General features: G+C 68.8%; 25 protein-coding genes. 13 read left to right on the forward strand and 12 right to left on the reverse strand.

Annotation, left to right across the window (positions count from 1 at the left end; genetic code table 11):
• Positions 1-53: 53 nt before the first annotated feature.
• Positions 54-1,847: an AMP-dependent synthetase/ligase gene (locus ACFVVM_RS06475; RefSeq protein ID WP_387613695.1), complete on the reverse strand. Its 1,794-nt coding sequence runs from the start codon at positions 1,845-1,847 to the stop codon at positions 54-56.
• 41 nt (positions 1,848-1,888) lie between these two features.
• Positions 1,889-3,235 carry an ABC transporter permease gene (locus ACFVVM_RS06480; protein WP_387613698.1) on the reverse strand — a complete coding sequence of 449 codons (1,347 nt, stop codon included), beginning with the start codon at positions 3,233-3,235 and terminating at the stop codon, positions 1,889-1,891.
• Positions 3,236-3,312: 77 nt separating this feature from the next.
• Here ACFVVM_RS06480 and ACFVVM_RS06485 point away from each other — a divergent pair, with 77 nt between their 5' ends.
• Positions 3,313-3,903 (forward strand): TetR/AcrR family transcriptional regulator, encoded by a 591-nt coding sequence (locus tag ACFVVM_RS06485; protein ID WP_387613700.1) that lies wholly within the window; start codon positions 3,313-3,315, stop codon positions 3,901-3,903.
• A gap of 78 nt (positions 3,904-3,981) precedes the next feature.
• On the opposite strand, the gene ACFVVM_RS06490 is transcribed toward ACFVVM_RS06485, so the two are convergent.
• On the reverse strand, positions 3,982-4,374 hold the full coding sequence (locus tag ACFVVM_RS06490) for a PPOX class F420-dependent oxidoreductase (protein ID WP_387613702.1): 393 nt from the start codon (positions 4,372-4,374) through the stop codon (positions 3,982-3,984).
• 82 nt (positions 4,375-4,456) lie between these two features.
• Here ACFVVM_RS06490 and ACFVVM_RS06495 point away from each other — a divergent pair, with 82 nt between their 5' ends.
• Genes ACFVVM_RS06495 through ACFVVM_RS06505 form a run of 3 tightly spaced genes read left to right on the forward strand, consistent with a single transcriptional unit; the run spans position 4,457 to position 6,536 of the window.
• On the forward strand, positions 4,457-4,969 hold the full coding sequence (locus ACFVVM_RS06495; RefSeq protein ID WP_387613703.1) for a hypothetical protein: 513 nt from the start codon (positions 4,457-4,459) through the stop codon (positions 4,967-4,969).
• 54 nt (positions 4,970-5,023) lie between these two features.
• Complete coding sequence (locus tag ACFVVM_RS06500; protein WP_387613705.1) at positions 5,024-5,584, forward strand: TetR family transcriptional regulator; 561 nt, start codon at positions 5,024-5,026, stop codon at positions 5,582-5,584.
• A gap of 49 nt (positions 5,585-5,633) precedes the next feature.
• On the forward strand, positions 5,634-6,536 hold the full coding sequence (locus ACFVVM_RS06505; protein ID WP_387613707.1) for an aminoglycoside phosphotransferase family protein: 903 nt from the start codon (positions 5,634-5,636) through the stop codon (positions 6,534-6,536).
• 18 nt (positions 6,537-6,554) lie between these two features.
• On the opposite strand, the gene ACFVVM_RS06510 is transcribed toward ACFVVM_RS06505, so the two are convergent.
• On the reverse strand, positions 6,555-7,316 hold the full coding sequence (locus tag ACFVVM_RS06510) for a TetR/AcrR family transcriptional regulator (RefSeq protein ID WP_387613709.1): 762 nt from the start codon (positions 7,314-7,316) through the stop codon (positions 6,555-6,557).
• Between the two features lie 117 nt (positions 7,317-7,433).
• Between ACFVVM_RS06510 and ACFVVM_RS06515 the strand changes: the two genes are divergently transcribed.
• The 4 genes from ACFVVM_RS06515 to murJ all read left to right on the forward strand — a co-directional run bounded on the left by ACFVVM_RS06515 (position 7,434) and on the right by murJ (position 11,685).
• Positions 7,434-8,081, forward strand: coding sequence for a carboxymuconolactone decarboxylase family protein (locus tag ACFVVM_RS06515; RefSeq protein ID WP_387613712.1), 648 nt, complete (start codon positions 7,434-7,436; stop codon positions 8,079-8,081).
• Positions 8,078-9,448, forward strand: coding sequence for a GMC oxidoreductase (locus tag ACFVVM_RS06520; RefSeq protein WP_387613715.1), 1,371 nt, complete (start codon positions 8,078-8,080; stop codon positions 9,446-9,448). The genes ACFVVM_RS06515 and ACFVVM_RS06520 overlap by 4 nt, the downstream gene beginning before the upstream one ends.
• Positions 9,449-9,466: 18 nt before the next feature.
• Positions 9,467-9,943, forward strand: a complete 477-nt coding sequence (locus ACFVVM_RS06525; protein ID WP_387613718.1) for a hypothetical protein — start codon at positions 9,467-9,469, stop codon at positions 9,941-9,943.
• A gap of 68 nt (positions 9,944-10,011) precedes the next feature.
• The gene (gene murJ, locus ACFVVM_RS06530; protein ID WP_387613720.1) at positions 10,012-11,685 is read left to right on the forward strand and encodes a murein biosynthesis integral membrane protein MurJ; all 1,674 of its coding nucleotides are present in this window, start codon (positions 10,012-10,014) and stop codon (positions 11,683-11,685) included.
• Here murJ and ACFVVM_RS06535 read toward each other — a convergent pair.
• Positions 11,672-12,481 (reverse strand): transglutaminase domain-containing protein, encoded by an 810-nt coding sequence (locus tag ACFVVM_RS06535; RefSeq protein WP_387613723.1) that lies wholly within the window; start codon positions 12,479-12,481, stop codon positions 11,672-11,674. The genes murJ and ACFVVM_RS06535 overlap by 14 nt on opposite strands.
• Positions 12,478-13,107, reverse strand: a complete 630-nt coding sequence (locus ACFVVM_RS06540; protein WP_387613725.1) for a TetR/AcrR family transcriptional regulator — start codon at positions 13,105-13,107, stop codon at positions 12,478-12,480. Before ACFVVM_RS06540 ends, ACFVVM_RS06535 begins: the two co-directional genes overlap by 4 nt.
• 82 nt (positions 13,108-13,189) lie before the next feature.
• Here ACFVVM_RS06540 and ACFVVM_RS06545 point away from each other — a divergent pair, with 82 nt between their 5' ends.
• Positions 13,190-13,873 (forward strand): hypothetical protein, encoded by a 684-nt coding sequence (locus ACFVVM_RS06545; protein WP_387613728.1) that lies wholly within the window; start codon positions 13,190-13,192, stop codon positions 13,871-13,873.
• 74 nt (positions 13,874-13,947) lie between these two features.
• Positions 13,948-15,489, forward strand: coding sequence for an alpha/beta hydrolase (locus ACFVVM_RS06550; protein WP_387613730.1), 1,542 nt, complete (start codon positions 13,948-13,950; stop codon positions 15,487-15,489).
• A 60-nt stretch (positions 15,490-15,549) separates the two neighbouring features.
• On the opposite strand, the gene ACFVVM_RS06555 is transcribed toward ACFVVM_RS06550, so the two are convergent.
• A complete protein-coding gene (locus ACFVVM_RS06555) occupies positions 15,550-16,569 on the reverse strand; it encodes an alpha/beta fold hydrolase (RefSeq protein ID WP_387613733.1) in 1,020 nt (339 codons plus the stop codon).
• A gap of 90 nt (positions 16,570-16,659) precedes the next feature.
• Between ACFVVM_RS06555 and ACFVVM_RS06560 the strand changes: the two genes are divergently transcribed.
• Entirely contained in the window at positions 16,660-17,259 is a 600-nt protein-coding gene (locus ACFVVM_RS06560) for a helix-turn-helix domain-containing protein (protein ID WP_387613735.1), read from the forward strand.
• 41 nt (positions 17,260-17,300) lie between these two features.
• Here the strand turns inward: ACFVVM_RS06560 and ACFVVM_RS06565 are convergent, their stop codons facing one another.
• The 5 genes from ACFVVM_RS06565 to ACFVVM_RS06585 all read right to left on the reverse strand — a co-directional run bounded on the left by ACFVVM_RS06565 (position 17,301) and on the right by ACFVVM_RS06585 (position 22,613).
• Positions 17,301-19,688, reverse strand: a complete 2,388-nt coding sequence (locus ACFVVM_RS06565) for an ATP-binding cassette domain-containing protein (protein WP_387613738.1) — start codon at positions 19,686-19,688, stop codon at positions 17,301-17,303.
• Positions 19,689-19,740: 52 nt separating this feature from the next.
• Positions 19,741-20,151 carry a VOC family protein gene (locus ACFVVM_RS06570; RefSeq protein ID WP_387613740.1) on the reverse strand — a complete coding sequence of 137 codons (411 nt, stop codon included), beginning with the start codon at positions 20,149-20,151 and terminating at the stop codon, positions 19,741-19,743.
• Positions 20,152-20,161: 10 nt separating this feature from the next.
• Positions 20,162-20,614 (reverse strand): helix-turn-helix domain-containing protein, encoded by a 453-nt coding sequence (locus ACFVVM_RS06575; protein ID WP_387613742.1) that lies wholly within the window; start codon positions 20,612-20,614, stop codon positions 20,162-20,164.
• A gap of 120 nt (positions 20,615-20,734) precedes the next feature.
• A complete protein-coding gene (locus ACFVVM_RS06580) occupies positions 20,735-21,523 on the reverse strand; it encodes an N-acetylmuramoyl-L-alanine amidase-like domain-containing protein (protein WP_387613745.1) in 789 nt (262 codons plus the stop codon).
• A 49-nt stretch (positions 21,524-21,572) separates the two neighbouring features.
• Positions 21,573-22,613 carry an NAD(P)-dependent alcohol dehydrogenase gene (locus ACFVVM_RS06585; RefSeq protein WP_387613748.1) on the reverse strand — a complete coding sequence of 347 codons (1,041 nt, stop codon included), beginning with the start codon at positions 22,611-22,613 and terminating at the stop codon, positions 21,573-21,575.
• A 265-nt stretch (positions 22,614-22,878) separates the two neighbouring features.
• On the opposite strand from ACFVVM_RS06585, the gene ACFVVM_RS06590 reads away from it, so the two are divergent.
• Both ACFVVM_RS06590 and ACFVVM_RS06595 read left to right on the forward strand, forming a co-directional pair.
• A complete protein-coding gene (locus ACFVVM_RS06590) occupies positions 22,879-23,928 on the forward strand; it encodes a glucose 1-dehydrogenase (protein ID WP_387613751.1) in 1,050 nt (349 codons plus the stop codon).
• 26 nt (positions 23,929-23,954) lie between these two features.
• The gene (locus ACFVVM_RS06595; protein ID WP_387613754.1) at positions 23,955-24,980 is read left to right on the forward strand and encodes an AraC family transcriptional regulator; all 1,026 of its coding nucleotides are present in this window, start codon (positions 23,955-23,957) and stop codon (positions 24,978-24,980) included.
• Positions 24,981-25,007: the final 27 nt, after the last annotated feature.

Consider the following 25,007-nt stretch of genomic DNA (forward strand, 5'->3'; position numbering starts at 1 on the left):
CGGTCACCTTGCGCACGATCAAGCTCGGCGGCGCCGGACCGCGCGGTCGCCGATCAGCCGTAGATCGCGTCCACCTCCGCGGCGTACTTCTTCATCACCGCCGCGCGCTTGAGCGACATCTTCGGGGTCAGTTCGCCGGTGGCCTCGGTCCAGTCCACGGGCAGGATGCGGATCTTCTTGATGGCTTCGGCGTGGGACACGAGTTTGTTGGTGTCGGCGACGGCGGCATCGATGTCGGCGACGAGCGCGGGGTTGGCGAGAACCGTCTCGATCGGGGTGTCGGCGGGCACGTCGTGGTCCTGTTTCCAGCGTGGGAGCATCTCGGGGTCGAGGGTGATCAGGGCGCCGACGAAGGGGCGGCCATCGCCCACCACCATCGCCTGGCTGATCAGCGGGTGCTGGCGCAGGGCGTCCTCCATCAGGCCCGGGGAGACGTTCTTGCCGCCCGCGGTCACGATGATCTCTTTCTTGCGGCCGGTGATGGTGAGGTAGCCGTCGCCGTCGATGGCGCCGAGGTCGCCGGTCTTGAACCAGCCGTCGGCGAAGGCGTCCGCGGTGGCTTCGGGGTTGCCCCAGTACTGTTCGAACACCACCGAGCCGCGCAGCAGCAGTTCGCCGTCGTCGGCGATCTTGATCGCGTGGCCCTCGATCGGGCGGCCGACGGTGCCCACACGGGTGCCGGTCGGGGTGTTCACGGTGATCGCGGCGGTGGTCTCGGTGAGGCCGTAGCCCTCGTAGATGGTGATGCCGATACCACGGAAGAAGTGGCCGAGGCGCGCGCCCAGCGGTCCGCCGCCGGACACCGCGGCCGAGCACTGCCCGCCGAGCGCGGCTCGCAAGGTGCGGTAGACCAGCTTGTCGAACAGTGCGTGCTTCGCCTTCAACACGATCCCGGGGCCGCCGTTGTCGCGCGACTCGCTCCAGGCGACCGCCGTATCAGCGGCCAGGTCGAAGATCTTGCCCTTGCCGCCGTCGTGCGCCTTCTGCTTGGCGCCGTTGAAAACCTTCTCGAACACGCGCGGCACCGCGAGGATGAAATGCGGCCGGTAGCTGCCGAATTGGTCGACGAGGGTGGACCAATCGGAGCTGAACGCGACGATCACCTTCGCGTCGAGAGCGGCCAGGGTGACCGCGCGGGCGAACACGTGCGCCAGCGGCAGGAACATCAGCGTCTTGTTGCCCTCGGCGACGAACGCGCTCAACGCGATCCGGTCGGACTTGGACTCGGCGTAGAGGTTGGCGTGCGAGAGGATCACGCCCTTGGGGCGGCCGGTGGTGCCGGAGGTGTAGATCAGTGTCGCCGGGGAGGCCGCGGTGACCTGGGCGCGGCGGGTGTGGACGGCGGCGTCGTCGAGGTCGGCGCCGCGTGCGGTCAGCTCCGCGATGACGCCCTTGTCGATCTGCAGGGTCTCGCTCAGGCTCGGCAGTGCGTCGGGGTCGATCTGCTCGACGACCTCGCGGTGTTTGTCGCTGTCGACGATGAGCAGCTTGGTCGCGGAGTCCTGAAGGATCCATTTCGCCTGTTCGGCCGCGGAGCTGTCGTAGATGGCCACGGTGCAGGCGCCGGTGGCCCAGATCGCGTGGTCGAGCACGACCCACTCGTAGCGGGTGGGGGCCATGATGGCCACCCGGTCACCGAGTTCGATGCCCGAGGCGAGCAGGCCCTTGGCCACGGCGGTGACGGTTTTCGCGAACTCGGCGGCGGTCACATCGGTGACGCCGCCGCTGCCGTCGGTGACGTTGAACAGCACTGTGCGGGGCGAGTGCTCCGCGTGCCGGAACACGCTGTCGGAATTGTTCGCGTGTTCCGGAATGGTGTAAGAAGCCGGGGCTTCGAACTCTCGCATCAGTGCCCTTCCAGGTGGGTCGATCGGTCGGAGATGTTGCGCTATTCGGCGGGTGCGGGTTGCCCGCGGTGTTCGATACCGAGGCGGTGCATGCCGCGCAGGTCGTAGGTGTGGGTGGCGACGGCGCCGAGGATCAGTCCGATGGCCAGTCCGCCGAAGGTCATCCACAGTCCCTGGCCCATACCCGCTTCGAGGTGTCCGTCGAAGAACAGGATGGCGCGCACGGCCAGGTAGATCTGGTGCATGGGTTCGAAGGTGGCCATGTCGGCGATCCAGCGCGGCGTTGCCTCGAGCGGGATGGTGCCCGAGGACGACGGGATGCCGAGCACCACGAACACGATCAGATTGATCATCAGGCCCGCCGTGCCGAAGGCTGCCATCACCGACAGGCCGGTGATCGCGATGGCGGCGATGGCCAGTGTGCCATAGAGGAACAGCAGCAACGGTCGCTCGATGGACATGTTCAGCGCGGCGCCGATCCCGAGGAACACCCCCGAGGCGATCGGTGCGCTGATCGCCGCGATCCCCCATTTGATGAGCAGGGTGCGCCACCGGCTGATCGGGGCGGGCGGGGTCGGCTTGTGCCAGGGCCCGTACTCGGCCGGGATGAAGCCGAGCGAGGCGTCGACCAGGGAGTTGATCATCATCGCGCCGCTGAAACCGACGATCAGCAGGACCAGGGTGTAGAAGAACGCGGCCAGGCCCTGGCCGGTGCCCGCGGGCAGCGGGTGGTAGGGGGTGACGATGACGTCGATCGGCTTGGTGAGCTGCAGTTGGGCCGCGCCGCTCAGTGGCGTGTCGCCGACCGCGGCGTGCACCTGGTCGGTGAGCTGGGTGCCGACGGTGCTGTTGACCTGGACCATGGCCTGGTCGGCGATGGTCTGCATGATCTGGGCGGCGAGGGTGCCGGCGCGCGGGTTGGTGAGCACGGAGATGATCGGCTGTTCGATCTCGCCGGGGACCACCGAGGCGGTGCCGAGGATGGCGACGCGCTTGGTGAAGTCGCCGGGAATCACGATGGCGCCGTAGACCTCACCGTTCTGCAGCTGCCGCTGGGCCTCGTTGAGGCCGACCGTGCGCAGGTCGATCTTGTCGGCGGGGATGTTCTCGCCCAGCGCCGTGGTGATCTGGTCGCCGATATTGGTCGGCTTGCCGCCGAGGGTGTCGCCGACGTCCTGGTTGACCAGGGCGATCGGGAAGTCGTGCAGGTGCTTTTCGGGGTCGGCGGTGTAGCCGAGGTACATGATGCCGAGCAGGGCCGCCAGGACGGTGACCAGCGTGATCGGGGCCAGCCACTCTCGGATCGGCATGGCGTGCTTGCGGTGCGGCTTCGAATCGGCCACCGGGGGTTCGCCCGCTCCCGGCGTTGGCGCGCTGTTGTCAGTCATGGCAACGCCAATGTAGTCAGCGACAACAAAGTAGTCAATGCAAACATTTGGCGGATGTCAGATATCCTGCTCGTACCATGTCCCTGCACACCCCCTATCACCACGGAGACCTCCGCGCCGCACTGCTGACGCGCGCCGAGGCGACGCTGCGCGAGGTCGGGGTGGACGGGCTGTCACTGCGTCAGCTCGCCCGTGACACCGGCGTCAGCCACGCCGCTCCGAGCCGGCATTTCCGTGACAAGCAAGCACTGCTGGACGCCTTGGCCGTCACCGGCTTCGAACGCCTCGGCGACCGCTTCGCACAGGCAGTCACCGAAGGGCCGATCACGACCCGCCTGCAAACGGTCGCCCGCGCCTACCTTCGCTTCGCCGTCGACAACCCCGAACTGCTCCCCCTGATGTTCGTGCGCCGCAACAACTCCACCGCCGACGACATCCAGGAAGTCGTCGACCGGGCCTTCGCCGTCCCCATCGCCCTGATCGCCGAAGGCCAAGCCGCGGGCGAGATCGTCCCAGGCGACCCCAAACGCCTCGGCCTGACTGCCTTGGCCGCCCTCCAGGGCCTGGCCACCTTCATCGGCTCCGGCTACACCGCCGACTACGACTCCGAACAACTCCTCGACGACCTGGTCCACCACCTCACCCTCGGCCTGCTCCCCCGGCGGTGAGGTCGCCGCGGACCCGGACCGTCGGGCACACCTGGCAACCTCGTCAGGTCTGCTGACCCGAGGTCGCGCGGGGCTCGCTCACCCGTCCAGCCGGATCCGAATGCCCGCCATGCGCTCGGAGCCCCCGCGCAATGCGCCGCCCAGCAACCCGACCCGAGCGGCCAGCCCGTACTTGCGCTTCATCAGAACGACGAAGTGCGCACTCGCGTCCGGCGCCAGCACCTCGGCGAATCCGGGCACCGCGGCGCCGAGCGGCTTGCCGCGCCAGTCGCAGGGGGCGACCGTCACCCGGCCTCCGTTGCGGATCCGCTTCACCTTGCCGGTGTCCGCCGCGCTCCACACCGCCAGCGCCTGACCGTCGCGCATCACCCAGACCGGAGTGGGGACCGCCCTGCCGTCCCGGCGGAACGTCGTGAGGAGCAGATATTTGCCGGTCGCCAGCTCGCTCAGCACCGTGTCGATGTGTTCCATGCAAGAATACTAACCAGTTAGTTAACAGCGTGGTCGTTGGCGCCGCTCGGCGGTGCGCACGGTGCAGTGGAAGGGAATTCGCATGGGGCGGTTCGTTTGGACCCTGCTCGCAGGTTTCGCACTCGGCACCCCCGCGGTCCCCATCGGCCTCTCGCTCTCCCTGCCCGGCCCGGTCGCGCTGCTCGCGGTGCTGCTGGGGGCGGCCTGCTGTGTCGTCTTCGCGGTGTTCGCCATGGAACGCGTTCGGCTGCACTGGCGGTCGTGGCGAGGCCGCCGGAATTCGGCCGCGGTGCCAGCCGGTTCGGCGCACGGTGCGGGCGGTGCGCTCGCCACCGGTGGGACGCCCGCCGACGACGCCCGTCTCTCGGGCGGCTCGGGGCGCCGGGCACGGCGAGTCCTCGACCGGTACGGCGTCATCGGCTTCGGCATCGCGGGACCCGCCCTCTTCGGCACCTGGGGCTCTGCCCTGCTCGGTGCCGCGCTGGGCATCCCCCGCTGGCGGCTGATCCGCTGGCTGATGGCCGGGATCGTCCTGTGGTGCACGGTGCTGCTCTTCGCGTCGGATGCGGCCTTCGCCGTCTTCGGGATCGACTGACGGGCCGCCCACGAGCACTCAACCAACCGGTTAGTCCGAATTACGATGGCCTCTATGTCCCGAGCTGACGCCACCAAGGCCCGCATCCTCCAGGCCGCCGCCGACGAATTCGCCACCTACGGAATCGCCGGAGCCCGGGTGGACCGGATCGCCAAGACAGCGGCAGCCAACAAGAACCTCATCTACGTCTATTTCTGCAGCAAGGAGCAACTCTTCGACGCGGTCCTCGACGCCCACGTCACCCACGGCCTGGACTCGGTCCCCTTCACCCCCGACGACCTCCCCGAATACGCGGGGCGGATCTTCGACTACTGCCAGCAGCACCCCGAAGTCATCCGCCTGGCCACCTGGCACCGCCTGGAGCGTGCCGACCAGGACCCGACCGGCACGCTCCGGACAGCGCACGAGACAAAGCTGAAAGCGCTTGCCGCAGTGCAGAAGCAGGGCGGCCCGGGCTCCGACTTCTCCCCCACAGCGCTGCTGAGCTTCGTCCTGAGCATCGCTCTCGCCTGGAACCCGACCAACGCCACCAGCATGCCTACCTCCGTGACCGAAACAGAGAGCACCGACGCCCGCCGCCGCGCCATCGTCGAAGCCGTGCGCCACCTCCTGTGAGCCTCCGCCGACGGTGTGAAAATCCCGGCACCGCACCTAGAGTCGCGGCGTGATCGCGATTCCCGAACCCTTCGCCCGCGAGACCGTCCAGCGCGAAGGAACACCGGGCCGAACCTGGATCGCCGCACTGCCCCGCCTCCTGGACGAACTCTTGCAACGCTGGTCCTGCATGCCGGAGGGGCCGGTGCTGCACGGCAACATCGGAGTGGTCGTGCCGGTGCGCGGTCCGGACCTGCCACCGGCTGTCATCAAGGTGTCGTTTCCGCACCCGGGCAATGTCTTCGAACCCCACGCGTTCGCCGCCTGGAACGGGCGCGGGGCCGTGCGACTGCTCGACCGCGACGACGACCGGTTCGCGATGCTGCTGGAGCGGACCGAGCGCGGCACGCTCGCCGCCGTCACCGACTTCGACACCGCGGTCGTTGCGCTCGGCGAACTCTCACACCGTCTGGCCATTCCCGGGCCGACCGACCTGCCTCGGCTCAGCGACCTGGTCGCCGACTGGGAGTCCGAGATCCGCGCCACCGCCGCCGAACTCGGGGATCCGCTGCCCCGCAGAGTTCTCGACGCGGCCGTGGCCACACTGCGAGAGCTGGGCCCTGATCAGCCCGACACGCTCGTCCACGGGGACCTGCACGACGCCAATGTCCTCGCCGGTGATCGCGAACCCTGGCTCGCGATCGACCCCAAGGGATATGTCGGCGATCCCGCTTACGACACGATCACCGTGATTCGCAGCTACCGCTTCGCACCCCTGCTGTTCACCCCCGATCCCGCGCCCGGCGTGCTGCGCGGCCTCGACCTGTTCTGTGAAGCGGCCCGGATCGACCGGACGCGGGCGCGCCGTTGGGCACAGGTGCGGGCCGTGCGATCGGCGCTGTGGGGTCGACAGTACGACGAGCCCGACTGGGCGATCCAGGCGACGGATCAGCTCGCCGAGCTGCTCGTCTGATGAGGCGTGCGGTGGCGGTCAGAGTTGTGCGACCGCCTCGGGGGGGAAGCCGAGGCCGATCATGATGGTGCGCAGGTGGGCGGCGTAGAGGTCGTCGGTGTTGGCGATGAGGCGGGGGAGGTTGCCGAATTGTTCGGAGATGAGGAATCCCAGGATGGAGGCCCAGGCGTTGAGGGCTGCGGCGGCCATGCCGGCCAGGCGTGTCGTGGCGGCTTCGTCGGTGGGGTCCAGGTGGGCGGCCGCGAGTAGGTAGGTGCCCAGTTCGCCGCCTTCGATCTTCTCGGGCAGGATGCACCGGTCGAGGTCGGCGGCGCCGGAATCCAGTGCGGCGGAATAGGTTCCGAGGGCGATCAGGATGGAGCGGGCGGCGGCGGGACCGGTGACCGATTCGGGGGCGTGGTAGCCGGTGACCGGCGTGCCGAAGATGAGGGCGAAATCGGCGCCGCTGCGCAGTGACCAGTCCCGGATCGCCTGTCCGATCGCCCACCACTGCCGGGTCGGGCCGTCGGCGGCGTGTGCGTCGCGCGCCGCTTCGAGGCTGTCGGCCAGGGCGTTGTAGGCGTCGACGCACAGCGCGCCGACCAGTTCCGGTTGATTCGCGAAGTACCGGTAGATCGCCGCCGAGGACATGCGCATGTCGCGGGCGACGGCGCGCAGCGACAGTCCACCCGGTCCGTCCTCGACCAGCTGTCGGCGAGCCCTGGTCTTGATCTCCTCGACGGTCTGCTGCCGCTTGAGCTCACGCCGCGACGGTTCGGCAGGAGATGTCGACTCTGGCATTCCGTTTCCGCTCGTCGATGGTTCCCGGACCGTTGACACTCTACGCGACCACCGCCTACTCTGCGATCAACGATCACTTAGTAATCACTGATCACTTTTGTGCAGCAGGGAGCAATCATGACCCACACCGCAGATCCGACCACCTTCCGCAAACGCGTGTACACGCTGCCGCGCTTCGGCGCCGACCTCCTCACGGTGGTGCGGCGGCGGGGCGCGGTCGTGCGGCCGTGGCGCCCGAACAGCGTCGATCCCCTGCTGCGCGAGCAGATGATGTTCGCGGTCGCGATGGTCAACGACTGCAAGTTCTGCGCCTACGTCCACGACGCCGCCGCGATCGCCGAGGGCGCCGACCGGGCATCGCTGGCGCGGTTGGTCGGTCTGGATCCGGACCAGGCCGACGACGACCGACTCCTGACGATCCTGTGGGCCCAGAGCCGCACGCACGCCGCCCTCGGCCCGGCCGACGACGCACTCGAAGCCGCGATGCGGCAGCGCTACACCGCCGCCGAACTGCTCGATCTCGACACCGTCGTGCGGGTCATGACACTGGCCAACATCGCCGGCAACACCGCCGAGGCGCTGCTTCGCCGCCTGCGTGGACACACGGTGCCGGGCAGTCGCCTCGGCGACGAAGTGACGATCGGTGGCGGATATCTGCTCGGCTCGGTCGTGCCGGCCGCCCGGACCGCCGCGCAGCGCCGGGTGTCGCCGCGGCGAATCCTGCGGGAGTTCCGTGCCTTCGACGGTGCGGCGTCGGCACGATGACCGCGTGGGATGCCATCGTCGTCGGCTCGGGTTTCGGCGGCGCGGTCGCGGCCGGGCGCCTCGCCGAACGCGGGCTCACGGTGCTCGTCCTGGAGCGGGGCGCGTGGTGGGATCGCGGCACCGGTGCCGTGCGCGGTGTCGGCCAGGCGCTGCGTGGCGTGCGGTATTCGGTCGGTTCGAGGGCGCGGTCGCTGCGTGTGCGGCGAGGTGGTCTCTACGAGGTCAACCAGTTCGACCATCTCACCTGCGTGGTCGCCAGTGGGGTGGGCGGTGGGTCGCTGGTGTACACCGACGTGCAGGTTCAGCCCCCGGATCACTGTTTCGAGGCGTGGCCGGCCGAGATCACCGGTGCGCATATGCGACCGTACTTCGACAAGGTGCGCGAGATGCTGTCGCCCGCACCGGTTTCGGTGGTCTCGTCGGAGGTCCGGGCATTCGAGCAGGCCGCGAGGCGCGCCGGGCACGATGGGTTGCGGCGGCCTGATCTGGCGGCGTCGTTCGACGGCGGTGCCTACCGGCGAACCACCCTGGACACCACCCATCTTCCGCTCGCGGTGCGACACGGCGCCACGGTGCGCGCCTTGACCGAGGTCACGGCGATCGACCGGTCCCACCGTGCCTGGCGAGTCCGCTGTCGTGATCTCGAAACCGGTCGCACCAGGATCGAATCCGCGCCGCGCCTGGTCCTGGCCGCAGGCACTCTCGGCACCCTGCGCCTGCTGTTCGCCGCGCGCGATCGACACCGCACCCTCACCGGTCTCGGACCGGGTCTCGGCCGCGGGTTCACCCCGAACGGCGACACGATCGGTCTCGTGCGCGCGAGCAGCGGCCGGACCCGCGGCGGGCGCCCGCCGATCAGCGCCTACCGTGCCGACACGCTGGGCGGGCGCGAACTCCTCACGGCTGAGGTCGGTTTCCCGCTGCCGCGGTTCCCGTTTCCCCGCGCCGGAAGCCCGTTCCTGCCCGCCGTGACGGCGCTGTTCAGCATGGGCGCCGACCACATCGCCACCGACGTCGACTACAACGGGCGCGACCTGCGCATCACCACCAGCCGGGACGACGACCCGGATTTCTTCGACCGGGCACGCGAGCACGCGATCGGAATCGGCAAGGGTTACAACGCCGGTGGCGTGACCACCAATGTCCCGTTCCGGGGCCGAGGTCTGTTCACCGTGCATCCTCTCGGCGGTGCCCGGGTCTCGACCGGACCCGAGGACGGCGTCGTCGACCATGTCGGCGAGGTCCACGGCCACCCCGGCCTGTTCGTCGCCGACGGCTCCGTCCTGCCCGCCGCACCCGGCATTCCCCCGTCGATGACCATCGCCGCGTTCGCCGAACGCCAGGCTGCGCTCATCGCCGACCGCTGACCCACCCGAGGAGCATCCATGACCACGAACGACAGCCACGCCGCACAGTCGGCCACGAACTCCGTGCCGAGACCGTGCGAAGGACGGGATTTCACCGACCTGGCCGCCCGCATGGCCGACGCGCCACCCCTCATCACCTCCCCGAACGGTGACTACACCGGCACCATCGTTGCCGTCATCGGCCTCCACCGGCTCCCCCGCCCGTTCCGCATCCCGCTCACCCGAACTCTCGCCCTGCTCGGCCGGCCCCTCTGGCGCGGAAAACGCTTCACCGCCGACACCGGCACCAACCTCTGGCTCACCCACCGCTCCTTCGGCACCTTCGTCCCCGGCACGCCCCGCGCCGAGGCGATCCCGCTCGACTACGACCACCCCACCAACCCCCGCCCCCTGCGCCGGATCACCGGCGAACTCACCCAGCTCGGCCCTGCCGTCTACCTCGGCGCCATGTCCATCGGCCGACGCCGCTTGATGTACTTCACCCTGCACCGCTGACGAGCATTCGCGCTCCGTGCGCCTCTGGGTACGTTGGAGCTCATGACTTTTCGCGCCGAGGGGACAGCGTGAACGACTACGGGAGCTTTCCGACGCAACCGTTGCCGATTCGGCGACGCGGGCGAGGCACGGTCGATCCGGCCGAGTTGAAAGGCGTCGGCGGTGGTGCGGGGATCGCCAGGGCGGGCAGGCAGATGGCTGTCGCCGGTGTGGTGAGTCGCGCGACGGGGTTCGTTCGCACGATCGTGCTGGCGGCGGTGCTCGGGACCGCGGCGGTCGGGGACGCCTACAACGGGGCGAACAACATGCCCAACATGCTGTACGAGCTGTTGCTCGGCAGTGTGCTCGCCAGTGCCGTCATCCCGTTGCTGGCCAGGGCTCGGCGCAACGGGCGCAGGCGCTCTCGCGAGTTCACCCAGCGCGTGCTGGTGGCGGCAGTGCTGGTACTGGCCGCGGTCACCGTGCTCACGGTGGTGGGCGCGCCGGTCATCGTCCGGCTGTTCGTGGTGGACACCGAGCAGCGTCGGCTGGCGACCGTGCTGGCGTATCTGCTGTTGCCGCAGATCTTCTTCTACGGGGTGTCCGTGCTCGTCGGCGCGGTGCTCAATGTTCGCGACAGTTTCGCGGCCGCGGCGTGGGCGCCCGTGGTCAACAACGTGATCGTGCTGCTGACGTGCGGGATCTTCGTGCTGCTTCCCGGACCGGTCACCTTGACGCCCGCGTCGATGACCACCGCGCAGATCCTGGCGATCGGCATCGGCACGACCGTGGGGATCGTGGGGCAGACCGCCTGGGTCGTCATCGCCCTGCGGCGCAATGGTTTCGCGTGGAGCTGGCGGGTGCGGCCGCTGCCCTACACGTGGCGCCCGGTCCGCTCGGGACTGCCCATCCTGGGGTGGCTGCTGATCTATGCCGCGATCAGCCAGGTCGGTGTCGCGGTCACGATGCGGATCGCCTTCGACCACGGCGGCGTCTCCATCTACACCTACGCCGAACTGCTGTTCCAGGTTCCCTACGGCATTCTCGCGGCCTCGGTCCTCACGGTGCTCATGCCGCGGATCTCGCGCGCCGCGGCCCTCGGTGACCATCGCGCGGTGATCGCCGATCTCGCGCGCGGCGCCCGCTACCTGTCCACCGTCCTGCTCCCGGTGACCATGGCCATGTGCCTGCTCGGCCCCGGATTCGCCGCGCTGGTGTTCACCGGACGTGTCGATGCCGAGGCGGCGAGGTTGATCGGCACCGCGGTCGCGTGTTCGGCCTTCGGGCTCGCGCCCTTCGCCCTGGTCATGCTGCAGATGCGAGTGTTCTACGCCTACAACGACACGCGCACACCCACGCTGATCAATGTCGTGATGGTGGTGACGAAGGTATCGATCCTGGTGCTGGCCGCGACCGTCCTGCCCGACCACGCGGTGATCGTCATGATCGGTGTCGCGAGCTCGTTCGCCTACCTCCTCGGCGCGCTGACCGGCCACATCCTGCTGCGCCGCCGCTACGGCCCACTCGGCTTCACCGCCGTCGCCACCACCGTCCACCGCGTCATGTGGGCCACCGCGTTCGCCGGAGCCGCCTGCCTGGCCGCGACCACCCTCACCCGATCCGTGATCGGCCCACCCACCGTCGAACAACTCGCCGTCCTCGCCACCGGAGCCGCGGCCGGATGTGTGGTCTTCCTCCTGGCGGCCCGAGCGATCGGCATCCCCGAAATCCGGGTGGCGCGAGCGCTGCTCACACGACCCTGAGGTCCTCGTGTGCGTAGAGTTCGGCGATCGCGGCGAGGTCGTCGCTGGTGGAGGTGAGCGCGATCGTGTCGAGGAACGAGTCGTAGTCGGGGCCGGTCTCGCCGTTGTAGGACGCGGTCATCCGACCCCATTCGTCCCACGGCAGCATCTCGATCTTGTTCAGCGCGGCGAGATCCTTGATCGCGTTGCCGCGTATCTCGGCGGGTCCCCAGTTGTCGGTGCCGCAGACGCCGAACGTCGTGGCATCGAGGCGGCCTGCACGGAAGGCGATCCATGCTTCACCGCCGCTGAGGAACTCACCGGGTCGGAGATCTTCCGGGCGTTCCAGAATCGTCTGCCCCAGGATCTCGCTGTCGATGCGCACCCAACGGCTTTCACCGTCGTGCCAGTACTCGGTGATCCAGTGATCGAGACCCTGCCCCGGCTGGAAGTAGGTGGCGAAGCCGCAGCGGACGCGGGCGGCGATTCCGCGGTAGCGCAGCAACGCGCAGGTGATCACCGCGAAGTGGCGGCAGGTGCCGATCACGCGATGGGCGGGTTCCCTCGCGACAGTCACGGGCGCCGGATCCAGGGCCAGTAGCGCGCCGATCAGCTCGGCGGCGGGACGAATCTGGTTCTCCGAGAAGCGATCTGCCGGGATGTCGAGGGTCTTGGCATCGGTGGGCTGTAAGACCAGGCCGGGAGCGAGGCGACAGATGTCGACGATGCCGGTGGGGATCGGCGCTAGGACCGCGGAATCGATGTCGCGCAGGTTCGTCAGTGGCCCAGGGCTCTTGTAGTCGATCACCCTGGTCATTCTGCAGCCGATTCCTCGTCGGCTTGTTCGGAAGGCGGATAGGCGCCGCGGAGGCGGTCGATGGTCGCCGTCACGACGGTGCGGATGTCGGTCTCGCGCAAGGGGGCCGAGAACAGTGCCGAGCTGAGCGAGAAGCCCTCGACCAGGGCGAACAGCAGGAGCGCCTCGCGGTACAGCGCGTCCTCGTCGATCGCGCGGTCGGCCAGCGCGTCGCGCAGCAGCGCGCGGATCACCTCCGCGCCGGCGAGGGAGGTCGCGGCGATGTCGGCCGCGAGCTCGGGATCCGTGCGCGCCATGACGCGGTATTCGACCATGGCGACGTTCTCCTTGCGCTCCTGCTCGCTGGTGGGTGCGGCGAAGGCGATGACGTCCACGATCCGGGTCACCGGGTCGTCGGACATCGTGGTGGCGCGGTCGACGGCGCGCTGTGTGAGGACGCCCAGGGTGAAGCGCATGACCTCGCGGACGGTGTCGCCGAAGTAGTGCCGGATGCTCCCGATGGCCAAGCCGGTGCGGGCGGCGATGCGGGCGAGGGTCACCGAGCGGAGCCCGTGCTCGGCGATCTCGTCGATCACGGCGTCGGCGACCTGTTCCCGGCGGACATCCGGGTCGATTCTCTTGGGCACGAACATCACCTTAGCGCTTCTAGCATTTGCATGCTATTTTTCTAGCATGACCATGCTAGAAAGACCTCGGACAGGACCGGACATGAGCGACTGGCGCGACCCTTGGGACGGTGCGGCGTGGCAGGACTCGTACGACGACGGCCTCGACGACGCGGAAGCGTGGTCGAGGCCCGATCCGGAGCCGGGAGCGCCGTTGCCACCGTTCCGCCGCTCACTTTCGCTGCAGCGCACGCGATTCGCGATCGACCTTCCCGATGCGTCGACGGCGACGGTCGATGTCGATCACCTGTCGGGGCGGGCGTCGCTCTATCGGAACGACCGGCACGTGCGGACCTCCGACATGCCGGTCCGGTTCCCGCTCGGATCGGAAACCATCGTGGTCGCCGCGAGCAGATACGGCATGCAGCGGATCCACCTGATCGGCGCGGACGGCAGCGAGCGACGTCTCGATCCGGCGCCGGGAACCCCCGAGCACTGGCGCGCCCAGCTCTCCCAGCGGCGCCCCCGGATCGGGCGCGCGCTGGCCGTCTGCGCCGTCATCGTGCTGACGGTCAATCTGATCCTCCTCGCGCCGCAGCTGCTCGAGCTGGTCACCCACCTGCCGGTCTGGGCCGACCGTTTCAGCCCGTTCGTCTCCCCCATCGACTTGCCGACATGGGCGAACACGACTCTCACCGTCACCGCGGCCCTCGCGGGCATCGAACGAGCGCTCACCTTCCGCCATCACCGGCTCCTGGATGCCGAGACCGACGGGATCGGGAGCTGAGTTCCCCGAACCGGCCGGTCCAGGTCGCCCAACTCAACCGCCGCGGCTCCCCTGCGGCTCGACAAAGGAAACGCATGCGATCACGTCCTCGACCACTCCGCTTCACGTCCGGGCTCGCCGCGGCCGCCACGCTCCTGCTCGTAGGCTGCACGCCCGCATCCCCGGTCTCCGGCCCGGACCTCGGCGCCTACCTGGGACAAGAACTCGACTGGAGCGGGTGCGCGGACACCGCGACGAGCGCGGCGGACGCCGAACTGTTCGCGAACCCCGCGCTCGAATGCGCCTCGGTGGAGGTGCCGCTCGACTACGACAACCCGAAGGGCGACACCGCCCACATCGCTCTCCTGCGCCTGCCCGCCAGCGGCGCTGCCGAGGGTTCCGTGCTGATCGACCCGGGAGGTCCCGGCGGCTCCGGCACCAGCTTGGTCGCAGCGACCGTCTCGCTGTGGCAGGCCAACCCCGTCGCCGAGCGCTTCGACATCGTCGGCTTCGATCCGCGCGGGACCGGCTCGTCGACACCGGCCCTCGACTGCTACACCGACCAGGAATACGACGCGGGCAGCGCGGCACGGTTCGGCGTCGTGCACGACATCACCAGCGCCGAGCAGGCCGCCGAACTCGCACAACGCTGCGCCGACGGTTCCGGCGGGGTCGCCAACCTGGTGAATGCCGGGTCGACGAATGTCGTGCGTGACATGGACATCCTGCGCGAGGCCCTCGGCGACGACCGGCTGACCTATCTCGGCTACAGCTATGGCTCCGAGCTGGGCGCCATGTATGCCGCGTCCTATCCCGAGAAGGTCCGCGCGATCGTGCTCGACGGGGCCGTCGCGCCCGACCTGACCGCACGGGAGTTCCGCCTGTCCCAGTTCGCCGGCCTGCAGGCGCGATTCGACGACCTCGCCGCGTTCTGCGCCGAATCACCCGATTGCGTACTCGGCACCGATCCCACCGTGGCGAACGATCGCCTGCACCAGATCGTCGAACCGCTCGTCGAGACACCGCCGACCGCCGACGGCAGAGCGGTAAGTGTCTGGGATGTCTACATCGGCATCTCCGGCGGCCTGTACGCGGAGGCGAAGTGGCCCGACGTGATCGCCGCGCTGACTGCCCTCGAGGCAGGCCGGGCCGAGGAGATGCTCGCCCTGCGCGACACGTTCTACGGCCGCGCCGCGGACGGCGTCTACACGCTCGACCTCGACACGAACATCGCCGTGCGCTGCATGGACTGGCCCCGCCGCACACCCGAGGAACACACCGCGCTCGCCCGCGAGATCGGGAACGTGGCGCCGATGTTCGACCTCGACGTGTTCACAGCAGGCGACTACCACAGCGAGTGCGAGGCATGGCCCGCACCGCCCACACGCGAGGAAGCTTGGCTCACCGATATCGACGACCTGCCCGCGACCCTCGTGGTGTCGGTCACCGGCGATCCCGTGACGCCACACGAGGGCGGCATCGCGATGGCCGACGCGCTGGGCGCGAGCCTGCTCACCGTCGAGGGCAAGCAGCACGGCGCCTACCTGCTCGGCGGCAGCGAGTGCGTCGACGACGTGGTCGACGCGTATCTCCTCGACCTAGAAACCCCGCCCACCGGCGCCCGCTGCAGCCTTTGACGGTGACCGGGATGAAGCCGAGGCGGTGTCCAACCCGACCTCTACCTCGGGAGTTCAGCCTCAGCCGTCGAGGAAACCCAGCAGCTCCGCGGTGACGAACTGGGGATTCTCCACGATGAGCCAGTGCCCGGCGTTCGGTACCTCCGCTGCCCGGACGATGTCGGTCATCCGTGGGGCCACGGTGGCGCGGACCGGCTCGAGTTGTCCCTGGGCGGTCAGCAGCAGGGTCGGGACCCGGACGGGTGCGGCCGAGACGGTGGCGCGGACGTCCAGGTCGAGGCTGCGGTACAGCTCGAAGCCACCGGTCAGCGCCTCGGGGCGGGCGTATGTCCGGGCGTACTCGTCGATCTCGGCATCGGTGAACGGCGAGCGGGTCGACGTGCCGCCGAAAGCTGTTCCGCCGAAAGCGACCTGGGGGTAGAACAGGGCGAGGTATTCCCGGACGTCGTCGTCGACCACCGCCTCGGGAACCCGGCGCTGGGAATGGAAGGCGATGTGCCAGCTCATCGTCCGGTAGGTGTCGGCATCGATCGCGGGACCGGGCAGCGGAAGATCGAAGTAACCGAGTCGTGCGGTGTCGTCGGGGAACTGGGCGGCGTAGTGGAAGGCCACCGCCGCACCGAAATCATGTCCGACGACGCGTGCGTCGCGCACCCCGAGCCGCTCGGCGATCAAGGTGTGGATGTACCGGGCGAGGGTGGCTTTGTCGTAGCCGGTCGGCGATCCGGTGCTGTCACCCAGCCCGGGCAGGTCGACGGCGTACACGGTGTGGTGTTCGGCGAGTTCGGGCATGATGGGCCACCAGCCGTACCAGGTCTGCGGCCAGCCGTGGATCAGGACCACCGGTGTACCGCTCCCGCCGGTCACGTAGTGCATGCGGACACCGTCGACATCGGCGAACTCATGGCGGAAGGTGCCTTCGAAGTCGGGGTCTTGGTGAGTGGCCGCAGCATGAGGGGGATTCTCGGCGGCGGTCGGCGCGCCGCACGCCGCGGTACTGATCGTGAACAGGCAGGCGAGTGCGGCGGCCGCCGCCATGAGCCGGGTCCGCCGCGCGGGTGGCCTGGGTGGGGTGGTCATCGTGGTCCGTTCTGGTTGCAGGGCCGGTTCAGTGTCACCGACCGTGCCGCCACCTGGCACGAAGTCTTGCTGTTCCGGCAAGATGCCGGGGTGGACCGAGAGACAGAAGAAGTACTCGATGTGGTGGGTTCGCGGTTGCGCGCGCTGCGCGGTGAGCGTGGCATCACCCTCGCCGACCTGACGGAAAAGACCGGCATCTCCGAGAGCACGCTGTCTCGGCTCGAAAGCGGGCAACGCCGGGCCAGCCTGGAATTGCTGCTCCCGCTGGCGCGTATCTACGATGTGCCACTCGACGATCTCGTCGGCGCCCCGCGCACCGGCGATCCCCGGATCCACCTGAAGCCGATCCAGCGATCCGGCATGGTCTACATCCCGCTCACCCGGCGTCCGGGTGGGGTGCAGGCGTTCAAGATGATGATTTCGGCCCGGTCGCGACCGCTCGAACCCACACCGCAGACACACGACGGCTTCGAATGGCTGTACGTCCTCAACGGCCGGCTGCGGCTGATCCTGGGCGACCGTGACCTGACCTTGCCTGCCGGTGAGGCCGCCGAATTCGATACGTCCCTGCCGCACTGGCTGGGCAGCGCCGACGGGGGTGCGGTCGAATTGCTGATCCTGTTCGGCCCGCACGGAACGCGCGCACATGTGCGCCCCGGCGCACAGCGGTCCTCCGACGACGCGCGATAGCACGCCGGTGCTCCCCCGTCGAGGAGAGCACCGGCGGGAACTCAGGCGCCCACGTAATCGGCGAGGTGCTGAGCGGTGAGCGTGGAGCGCGCTTTGACCAGCTCGGCGGGGGTGCCTTCGAAGACGATGTGGCCACCGTCGTGGCCCGCGCCGGGGCCGAGGTCGATGATCCAGTCGGCGTGGGCCATGACGGCCTGGTGGTGTTCGACCACGATGACGGATTTACCGGCGTCGACGAGGCGATCGAGCAGGCCGAGGAGCTGTTCGACATCGGCCAGGTGCAGGCCGGTGGTGGGTTCGTCGAGGATGTAGACCCCGCCCTTGTCGGACATGTGCGTGGCCAGCTTCAACCGTTGCCGTTCACCGCCGGACAGCGTGGTCAGTGGCTGGCCGATGGTGAGGTAGCCGAGGCCGACCTCGGTGAGGTGGGTGAGGATCTTGTGCGCGGCGGGGGTACGGGCCTCGCCCTCGCCGAAGTACTCGCGCGCCTCGTCGACCGGCATGGACAGCACTTCGCTGATGTTCTTGCCCGCGAAGGTGTATTCGAGCACCTCGGCCTGAAAACGCTTGCCCTCACACACTTCACACACCGTCGAGACCCCGGCCATCATCGCCAGGTCGGTGTAGACCACGCCCGCGCCGTTGCAGTTCGGGCACGCACCCTCGGAATTGGCGCTGAACAGAGCTGGTTTGGCGCCGGTGGCCTTGGCGAAAGCCTTGCGGATGTGGTCGAGCAGACCGGTGTAGGTGGCGGGATTGCTGCGGCGCGAACCCTTGATCGGGGCCTGGTCGATGGAGATGACGCCCTCGTCGATCGGGATCGAGCCGTGCACGAGCGAGCTCTTGCCCGAACCCGCGACACCGGTGACCGCTACCAGCACACCGAGCGGAATGTCGACGTCGACGTTCTCCAGGTTGTTGGCGGTGGCGCCCCGAATCTTCAACGCGCCCGTGGACTCCCGGACCGAATCCTTGACCGAGGCGCGGTCGTCGAAGTGCCGCCCGGTGACGGTGTCGCTGCCGCGCAAGCCATCGACGGTGCCCTCGAAGCAGATGGTGCCGCCCTTGGACCCGGCGGCCGGACCGATGTCGACGATGTGGTCGGCGATGGCGATCGTCTCGGGCTTGTGCTCGACGACCAGCACGGTGTTGCCCTTGTCGCGCAGGCGCAACAGCAGGTCGTTCATGCGCTGGATGTCGTGCGGGTGCAGGCCCGCGGTCGGCTCGTCGAACACATAGGTGACATCGGTGAGCGAGGAACCCAGGTGCCGGATCATCTTGACGCGCTGGGCCTCACCACCGGACAGCGTGCCCGAGGGCCGCGACAGCGACAGGTAGCCCAGGCCGATCTCGACGAACGAATCCAGGGTCTGGCGCAGCGAGTCCAGCAGCGGCGCCACGGTGGGGTCGTCGACGCCCTTGACCCATTCGGCCAGGTCGCTGATCTGCATGGCGCACGCGTCGGCGATGGAGATGCCGTCGATCTTGGACGAGCGCGCCTCGGCGCTCAGCCGCGTGCCGTCGCAGTCCGGGCAGGTGCCGAAGGTGACGGCGCGCTCGACGAAGGCGCGCACGTGCGGCTGCAGGGCTTCGACGTCCTTGGACAGCATGGACTTGCGGATCTTGGGGATCAGGCCCTCGTAAGTGAGGTTGATGCCCTCGACCTTGATCTTGGTGGGTTCCTTGTAGAGCAGGTCGGCGAGCTGCTTCTTGGTGTAGTTCTTGATCGGTTTGGCCGGGTCGAAGAAGCCGCTGCCCTTGTAGATGCGGCCCATCCAGCCGTCCATGCTGTAGCCGGGGATGGTGAACGGGCCCTCGTCGAGGGACTTGTTCTCGTCGTAGAGCTGGGTGAGATCGATGTCGTTGACGTGACCCTTGCCCTCACAGGTCGGACACATACCGCCGGTGACGGAGAAACTGCGGCGCTCCTTCACGGTGACACCGTGCTTTTCCACCGCGACCGCACCCGACCCGCTGATCGAGGCCACATTGAACGAGAACGCCTGCGCCGACCCGATGTGCGGGTCGCCGAGGCGGCTGAACAGGATGCGCAGCATGGCGTTGGCATCGGTGACCGTGCCGACGGTGGAGCGCGGGTCGGCGCCGAGGCGGGACTGGTCGACCAGGATCGCGGTGGTGAGCCCGTCGAGCACGTCGACATCGGGACGCGCCTGGGTGGGCATGAAACCCTGCACGAACGCGCTGTAGGTCTCGTTGATCAGCCGCTGGGATTCGGCGGCGATCGTGCCGAACACCAGCGAGCTCTTGCCGGAGCCGGAGACACCGGTGAAGACCGTGAGCCTGCGCTTGGGCAGCTCGACGCTGACATCTCGCAGGTTGTTGACCCGGGCGCCGTGCACGCGGATCAGATCGTGGCTGTCGGCGGGTTCCACCGTCGGGGTCGTGCCGGTCTTCGTGGCCGTGCTCATGGGTCTCCTCGGTCAGTCGGCGTCGGTGGTCATCGTATCGACGGGGTCTGACCTATTTGAGCTGCTGAATGCGGATCAGGTTGCCCGCAGGATCGCGGAAGGCGCAGTCGCGGATGCCGTAGGGCTGGTCGGTGGGTTCCTGCACCACATCGGTATCGCCCGCCTGCAGCTTCTCGAACAGGCCGTCGAGATCGTCGGTGGCGAGGTTGACCCCCGCATAGGTGCCCTTGGCCATCATCTCGGAGATCACACGGCGTTCGTCGTCGGTGATCCCGGGGTCGGCGGCCGGTGGGGTGAGCACGATGGAGGTGTCGGGCTGGCCGGCCGGGCCGACGGTGATCCAGCGCAGACCGTTGTAGCCGACGTCGTTGCGGACTTCGAAGCCGAGCTTGTCGCGGTAGAAGGCCAGGGCCGCGTCGGCGTCGTCGTGGGGCAGGTAGCTCTGATGAATGGTGATCGTCATGGCGACCACGCTAATTGCCCGGCGAGGCGGGAGCTTCTCGATTCCTGATCGGTCTGGTCACCTTCTTGACCACGCACGACGGCATTCCCTCGGTGGACCCGGTCTGCTGCTGACGGTAGACACTGGGCGGTACGCCGACGAGTTCGGTGAAGCGGGTACTGAAGGTGCCCAGCGAGGAGCAGCCGACTTCGAAGCACACCTCGGTCACGCTCAGATCGCCGCGCCGCAGCAGCGCCATGGCCCGTTCGATGCGGCGGGTCATCAGGTAGGAATACGGCGATTCGCCGTAGGCGAGGCGGAACTGGCGGCTCAGGTGCCCGGCGGAGACGTGGACCCCGCGGGCGAGCGCTTCGACATCGAGTGGCTGGGCGTACTCGCGGTCGATCCGGTCGCGCACGCGGCGCAGCAGTGTGAGGTCGCGCAGGTGCTGTGGTTGCCCGGGCGTACTGGTCACATCCGACATCGTCGCACGTTGGAGGCTTTTCGACTATCCGGGGTGCGACCGGTCGAGGAGGCGGGTCGCGCGGCGGTCGTAGCCGAAGGTGGCCATACGACCACGGTGGCTGTTCAGGTCGACTCGAGGTCAGGGGGTGGGGCGCAGGACGACGATCCCGGGGACGGTGCGCAGGTAGTCGGCCAGTGGTGTGTCGAGGACCTGGTAGTCGGCCAGTGAGGACGCGTTGCGGAAGACCGGGCCGGAGGGGGTCTGCACGATGATGCCGACGTGGGTGACGTCGAGGCCCGCGTCGGGGGTGTAGGCGCCGAGGTAGTCGCCGGTGCGCAGGCGTTCGCGCACTGCACCGTCGACGGCGGCCGAGGGGATGTGGGTGATCGCGCGGTCGACGACCGGGATGCCGGGTAGATAGGTGCTGCCGTCGGCCTTGGCATTGAGGTGTTTGGTCACCGTGACGGCGGCGGAGCTCAGGTCGGCGGTGATGTCGGTGGCGGCGATGCGCGGGGTGGTGGCCCAGTCGGTGAAGAAGTGCTTGCGCTGGGCGAATTCGACCCGGCCCTCGGTGTAGCGGGTGGCGATCAGGTTGGTGGTGAACTCTTCGCGGTCGGCGGAGCGGGAGGCGGCGTCGAGGTAGTCCAGGTAGGTGAAGCAGTCGACGCGGCGCAGGTCGATCACGAGCTGCTCGGGTTCGGTGGCCGAACCGATCAGCATGTTCGCGCCGTAGGGGGTGCCGAGCAGGCGGGCGGAGAGCCGTTCGATCAGCTCGGCCCGGGGAATGTCGCCGGCTTCGGCGCGCACCGCGAGCAGTTCGTCGATCTTGCGCCCGGTCGCGTCGTCGACGGTCGGCGCGGCCAGTGCCGGTGCGCCCGCGACGAGGAAGGTGGCGAGCACGAGCAGGATCCGGACGATGATGCGCAAGACGCCTCCAGCAGATCGGTGCGAGCGGACTCCACCGTAGCCGAGCCGCTCAGCTGGTGGGCACGATGACGGCCCGGCCCGTGATCTTTCCGGCGTGCAGGCGTTCGTAGGCGAGCGGGGCCTCGTCGATGCCGAACGTCTCGACGTGCACGTCGACCTCGCCCAGGTGGGCCAGTTCGAACACTTCGATCAGTTCGGTCCGGCTGCCCCAGTACGGCGAGGTGACGGTGGTTTCGTAGGGCGGTGACCCGAAGCCGACGGGCACCGAGCCGCCGCCGAGACCGACCACGGTGATGTCGGCGTTGATGCCCGCCGCGGCCGCGGCGGTCGCCGTGGTGGGCGGGGCGCCGACGAAGTCCAGGATCACCTGCGCGCCTTCACCACCGGTGAGGGCCTTGATCCGGTCGGCGGCCTGCGCGTCGGAGATGACGGTCTCGTGCGCGCCGACCGTGCGAGCCAGTTCGAGGCGTTCCTCGGACAGATCGAGGGCGATGATGCGGGTGGCGGTCATCGCCCGAAGCAGCTGGATGGCGACGTGGCCGAGCCCGCCCGCGCCGATCACCACAGTGGTGGAGCCGGGAACGAGTTTGGGCAGCGACAGGGTGATCGCGTGATACGGGGTCAGGCCCGCGTCGGTGAGCGAGACGTTCCGCACGGGGTCGAGCCCGCGCAGCGGAACCAGGTGACGGGCGTCGTCGACGATCATGTACTCGGCCATGGCGCCGGGCGCGCCGAGCCCGGGCGGGAAGATCCCGAGCTCGCGGGCCCGCAGGCAGTAGTTCTCCTGGCCTTTCGTGCACTGACGGCACCGCCCGCACCCCCACGGCCCGTAGACGGCGACCATCTCGCCTACCTCGATGCCTTCGACACCGGCCCCGAGGGCGGCGACCGAGCCCGCGCCCTCGTGGCCGAGGGTCAGCGGCAGCGGGAAGCCGAGCGCGTCGGCGGGCAGGCTCATGACGGCGATGTCGGAGTGGCACACCCCGGCGGCGGCGACCTTCAGCAGCACCTGACCGGGACCGGGTTCGGGGTCGGGCACCGTGACCACCTCGGGAGCGGAACCGGGTGTTCGATACTGGACAGCCTTCATGGTGACCCCTCACGTCGACGATGACCCGGGACAGACCGAACCTGTCGATCGTGGCAGTGCGCCCCGGCATGCGTCAATGTGTGGGTGCCGGATGTTCGCGATCGGTCCGTCGCCTGCGTTCGGCAGCATCGCTCGCGTACCGTTGACGCAGGTGGTCCGTGTTCGTGGCGAGTTCGCGACGGGGTTGCTCTTCCCCCGCATGTCGTGGCCGTAGTGGTGCAGTTCCGACAGGTCGTGGCCCGGTCCGGGCGGAAGGGAAACCGAGATGCGCGCGTTGACAGTCGTTCCCCTGCAGGCGAAGAGCTTACGGATCGAGGAGGTACCCGACCCGGTGCTCGCACCGGGGGAATTGCTTGTCGACGGGATCTCCCTCGGGATCTGCGGCACCGACCGCGAGATCGCGGACGGCAGTTATGGCTGGGCGCCGCCGGGCCGGGAACGGATGGTGCTCGGGCACGAATCGCTGGGCCGGGTGCGCACCGCGCCCGACGGAAGTGGTTTCGCGCCCGGCGATCTCGTGGTCGGGATCGTACGCAGGCCCGACCCGGTGCCGTGCGGGGCGTGCGCGCGCGGCGAATTCGACATGTGCCGCAACGGCATGTACGTCGAACGCGGGATCAAGGAGATCGACGGTTACGGGTCGACGGCGTGGTCGGTGCGCGCCGACTACACGGTCAAACTCGACGCCTCTCTGGAGAAGGTGGGCGTGCTGCTGGAACCGACCACGGTGGTGACCAAGGCGTGGGACCAGATCGAGAAGATCAACAAGCGCGCCTGGTTCGATCCGCGGACCGTGCTGGTCACCGGCGCGGGACCGATCGGGTTGCTCGCGGCACTGCTCGGGGCCCAGCGCAGCCTCGATGTGCACGTGCTCGACCGCGCCACCGGCGGGATCAAACAACAGCTGGTCGAGGACCTCGGCGCCACCTTCCACACCGGCACCGCCGGGGCGGTGGCCGTGCAGGTCAAACCCGACATCGTGATCGAGGCGACCGGCGCGCCCGCGGTGGCACTGCAGGCGATGGAGGTCGACAACCCGGGCGTGATCATCTGCCTGACCGGGGTCTCCTCCCCCGGCGTGGACACCGGAGTCGATGTGGGCGAACTCAATCGCAACATCGTGCTCGACAACGCCGTCGTGTTCGGTTCGGTGAACGCGAACCGACACCACTACGAGCAGGGTGCCGAAGCCCTGGCCAAGGCCGACAAGGCGTGGCTGGAACGGCTGATCACCCGCCGGCTGCCGTTGGAGCGAGCCCTGGAAGCCTTCGATCCGGGTGATCGCGGCGACATCAAGGTCGTCATCGACCTCTAGGACCGGGCGGTCCTACACTGACGATCATGGGTCCGATGATCCGGGCCGCCAGTCTGCGCGGGTTCGTGCCCCTGGTCGAACAACTCGGTGGCGACGCCGATCGGCTGCTCGCCCGATTCGGCCTAGCGCGTGGCGATCTGGACTCCGACGAGGGCCTGATCTCGATCACCGCCAACGATCTCGTGCTCGACGCGGCAGCGGCCGAGCTCGGCTGTCCGGACCTGGGGCTGCGCCTGGCCGAGGCGCAGGACGTGTCGATCCTCGGCCCGCTGGCGGTGGTGATCGAGGCGTCGTCGACGGCGGCCGAGGCGCTGGTCTTCGCGTCGAAGTACATGTTCGTGCACAGCCCGGCGCTGAGCATCGGGGTCGAGCCCGATCCGCGGGGGCGCCGCGGGATCGCGGCGCTGACCTATCGGAAAGAGCTGCACGAGTCGCCCTATTCCCCGCAGGCGATCGAACTGGGGCTCGGGGTGTTCTATCAGGTCGCCGTGATGCTGATGGGCAATCGGGAAGGTCTGCTGTCGGTGGAGATCCCCCATCGGCCGCTGTCGCCCGTTGCGCGCTACACCGAATTCTTCGGTGCCGGCGTGGCATTCGGCCGTCCGGCGGCGGCGCTGCGCGTGCAGCGTGATCGGCTCGACGACCGGTTCGCCACCGCCAACGAAGCGATCCGCCGGCTGGCGCTGCAGTACCTGGCAGGCAACTACCCCGACCCGACTCGCAAGGTGTCCACGCAGGTCCGGCGAGCGCTGTCGAAGAGTCTCGGCAGCGCACCCCCGACGATCGGGCGGGTCGCCCGCCTGCTCGCCGTGCATCCGCGGACACTGCAGCGACAACTGGCCGCGGAGCAGACCACGTTCGAAACGGTCCTCGACGATGTCCGGCGTGACGCGGCACATCGCTACCTCACCACGACCGATCTGCCCCTGGGCCAGGTCGCGACGCGGCTCGGATTCACCGAGCAGTCGACGCTGAGCCACGCCGTGCGGCGCTGGTACGGCGTGAGTCCCCGGGATCTGCGGCGCGGCAGCCGAGCGGATTTGTCGCACTGAAACAAGTATTGCTCCCGGTGCGGCGGC

The organism is Nocardia sp. NPDC058176, assembly GCF_042883805.1.
Taxonomy (GTDB): Bacteria; Actinomycetota; Actinomycetes; order Mycobacteriales; family Mycobacteriaceae; genus Nocardia.